The following is a 3,677-nucleotide window of genomic DNA, read 5'->3' on the forward strand; positions in this document are numbered from 1 at the left end:
AATACTTAGTGGAAAAATAGGCTTTTCGAGGGTAATTCTTGTTTTAATTCTCCATGTACGCAGTCTTTAAAAGCCTCTATTTCGTTCCAAGACACGATGAAGAGTGGCTTTTAGGCTAAGTATAATTACGCATCGCGTAAGTGAGATGCTCCCCATGATGAGGATACTGTCGAAGAAAGAGAACAATATGTTAATGACTTTATCACCAAACATATTACTGTTCCTGTAACAATCGAAATCGTGATCATTATTCAAAATCGATGTATTGAAACATGGCTACTAGGCAATCGCACAATATTTAATTCTAAACAACCTTTACAGGGACTTTTAGCTGATTATGTTCAACACTATGATGTTTACGAAAATGATCCCGAACTAATGGGTAGATTTAATTGCAGAAATCATGCCGATTTTCATTTTGCTTATCTAAAGTCTATTTTTGAAGCTAAAAAGTTGTCTTATTCTAAAAAACTCCCTGGGGTAGCTCAAGAACAATACTATCTTAATCAATTAAAAAAGCGTATCGATAAAACTGAACACTTAAAAACCTTTCAGAAATTTATTAATTTTTGTGATAATATTCGCCAAAATTTCCGATAAATTGATATGTGGTGCTTTTGCCAAGGATGAAATATAAGCTGATCTGGCATCGTCTGCTGACTAATGGCTGGGTGAAAATGTAGTACAGACTGTGATTGAGAATACAAGACTATGACAAGGCTTTTGTCCTAGAAATTTCTAGTTCGGCAGATTTTTGTAGTATTGTAGTATAATGGTAACTCCAGAAAAACAATCCCAAAAGTGCCTTTAGTCTCTTCAGTTAGCAGTTACCAGATAGAAGTTAAAAATTGGCAATTTACTTGATGTTATGGCTTCCTTACGGGATATTATCAGTTACTATCGCAATTATCAAAAAGCCGCCTTTTTGAGCATTGCTGCATCGAGTGTCTTTGAAATTATCGATCTGATGGTTCCCTACGCCGTCGGACAGATTCTTAATGTTCTTTCTCATCAGCCTTTAGATGGATTCGTCCAGTCTTTAGTCGATCGCGCCATGGTTTTAACTCCCTTTGCCTCAGAAAAGTGGGTTAGTTTGGCAGTATTATTAGGCTTAATTTTCCTAACCACGGTAATTAAAGCACCAATTCAGCCTTGGCTGGGTGTATGGTTTCACTGGGAAATATCATTAAGAGCGCGACGAGATCATCTCAAAAAAATTATTGCTAAAATTCTCACCTTACCCCTATCTTTTTACGATGAAAATAATCCCGGACGCATCGCTAACCGGATCGCCAAAGGGATAGAAAATCATACTTGGACTTATCCCGAAGTGGCGGGAATGATGATCCCAAAACTGTTTAGAGTTTTCGGTATCTTTATTGTTATTTGGGTAATTCAATGGCAAATCGCCCTTGCTTTTGTTATTTCTTTTGTATTAATTGTAGCTTTTATTGTGAGAGATTTAAAAGATTTAATGCAAAAAGAAAGAATTCTTGATCAGCACATCGAAAATACCCAAAGTCGCAATTCTGAGATTATTACTAATATCAAAACTGTCAAAGCTTTTGCCACAGAAGGACAGGAATTATATCGTCAGAAACAGCGTTTAGAGAGAGAATTTACCTACGTTATCTATCGCATTCATAAGGGTTATGTGGACTTAATTACTTGGGAAAAAACCCTCGTCCAAGCTAGTTTATTTGGAGTATTTTTCTTTACTCTCCTAGCCACCGTTCAACAGAAAATCTCGATCGGGCATTTTATCACCACCTATACCCTCGCTAGTATGGCCTATGCGGAATTAGATCCCCTATCCCAAATGGCAGAAACTTTCGCCCGTCGCTATGCTTCTATGGCACGTTTACAGGAATTTATCAACTTGCCTATTGGCACTGATGCTGGTAGTCTTTTAGCCGATCATGCCCAACATAATCCCTATCATTTTACGGGGAAAGTAGAATTAAGTAATCTTAGCTTTGGCTATAGTCCTGAAAGAAGGATTATAAAGGATATTAATCTTCTGATTGAACCCTATCAAACCGTGGCATTAGTGGGAAAATCTGGTTCAGGAAAATCCACTTTAGTTAAGTTACTTTTCCGCTATTTTGAACCGAGTCAAGGGCAAATTCTGATGGATGGCGAGGATATTAGTCGCTTAGATGTGACTTGGTATCGGCGACGGTTAGCGATTGTCCATCAAGAAGTAGATGTGTTTAATGGTACGGTGTTAGAAAATCTCACCTACGGTAATCCTAATATTAGCTTTGAGAAGGTAGAAGAAGCCTGTAAAATTGCCCGTGTTGATGAATTTATTCAGGAATTACCTAATGGTTATTCCACTATTGTAGGGGAAAGGGGCGTGCGTCTTTCGGGGGGACAAAGACAGCGTTTAGGAATTGCTAGGGCGTTAATTGTTGATCCAGATGTGTTAGTTTTTGATGAAGCCACTTCTAGCTTAGATTATGAGTCAGAAAGAGCCATTCAACTAGCCATGAAATCCATCTTAGGCACTCGCACCACGATTATTATCGCCCACCGTCTCAGTACTGTTCGAGAAGCTGATCAAATTGTCGTTTTGGATAATGGTCGCATTGTCGAGATCGGTAGCCATGACCAATTATTAAATCAGCAGGGAATCTATCAACGTCTCCACTCTTTACAAGAAAGCGGTGAACTGGTTTAGTTTTAAGATAGTCCCCGATAGCAGACCGAGAAAATATGATCTAATGGGAGTTGATCACCATGTCTAACGAAACCGTTACCTATTCCCTAGAAGCTGTTTTGACTAGGATTGAGGGGAAAATTGACAATCTCCAAAAAGATGTTAACCAAAAATTTGAAAGTCTCCAAAAAGATGTTGACCAAAAATTTGACACTTTCCAAAAAGATGTTAACCAAAAATTTGACAAAATTGACGAACGGTTAAATAAGCTAGAGGTAGGACAGGCAAAGTTAACCGAAAAGGTTGAGGGCATCGATAATCGCCTAAAATCAGTGGAAGGAACCCAAAAAAATCAGGTTTGGACATTAATTATTCTTTTGGCAAGTGCGGTCGCCTACGGCGCGGCGAAGCCGACCGCTACAGCCGGTTGGAAAGTATTTTTTTCAGGTAATCCCTAGAATTAACCTGTGGCTATTAGTCACAGTTTCAAGTTTTGTCATCCCAGAAAAACGATCTTCTCGAACAACCTCGAACTGGTTTAGTCTTAAAATAGTCCCCGATAGCGGACCGAGAAAATATATCTAATGGAAGTTGATACCACGTCTAACGAAACCGTTACCTATTCCCTAGAAGCTGTTTTGACGAGGATTGAGGGGAAAATTGACAGTTTCCAAAAAGATGTTAATCAAAAATTTGACAAAATCGACGAACGGTTAAATAAGCTAGAGGTGGGACAGGCAAAGTTAACCGAAAAGGTTGAGGGAATCGATAATCGCCTAAAATCAGTGGAAGGAACCCAAAAAAATCAGGTTTGGACATTAATTATTCTTGGGGCAAGTGCGATCGCCGTTGCTTTCCTGACAACCTTCTCAAAGATTTGATCTAATCTCAGACAGAATTGACATACCCCACGCCGTTTACGACGTGGATTCTTCTAGCATCACTGCTGAGAATTTCTGGCTCAACGAGTCCACTTGAATTAGATTCCTGGCGAAATCCCACCCAGAGGTGGTTC

General features: G+C 39.1%; 4 protein-coding genes. All 4 read left to right on the top strand.

What is annotated here, in order from left to right:
* Nucleotides 1-240: 240 nt before the first annotated feature.
* Entirely contained in the window at nt 241-600 is a 360-nt protein-coding gene (locus tag IM477_RS20040; protein WP_287733208.1) for a hypothetical protein, read from the top strand.
* 268 nt (nt 601-868) lie between these two features.
* Nucleotides 869-2,683 (top strand): ABC transporter ATP-binding protein, encoded by a 1,815-nt coding sequence (locus IM477_RS20045; protein WP_287733209.1) that lies wholly within the window; start codon nt 869-871, stop codon nt 2,681-2,683.
* Between the two features lie 59 nt (nt 2,684-2,742).
* Complete coding sequence (locus tag IM477_RS20050) at nt 2,743-3,120, top strand: hemolysin XhlA family protein (RefSeq protein WP_287733210.1); 378 nt, start codon at nt 2,743-2,745, stop codon at nt 3,118-3,120.
* A gap of 126 nt (nt 3,121-3,246) precedes the next feature.
* Nucleotides 3,247-3,543, top strand: a complete 297-nt coding sequence (locus IM477_RS20055; RefSeq protein WP_287733211.1) for a DUF4164 domain-containing protein — start codon at nt 3,247-3,249, stop codon at nt 3,541-3,543.
* Nucleotides 3,544-3,677: the final 134 nt, after the last annotated feature.

The organism is Microcystis sp. M090S1 (genome assembly GCF_020246295.1).
In the GTDB taxonomy this organism is placed as follows: domain Bacteria; phylum Cyanobacteriota; class Cyanobacteriia; order Cyanobacteriales; family Microcystaceae; genus Microcystis; species Microcystis aeruginosa.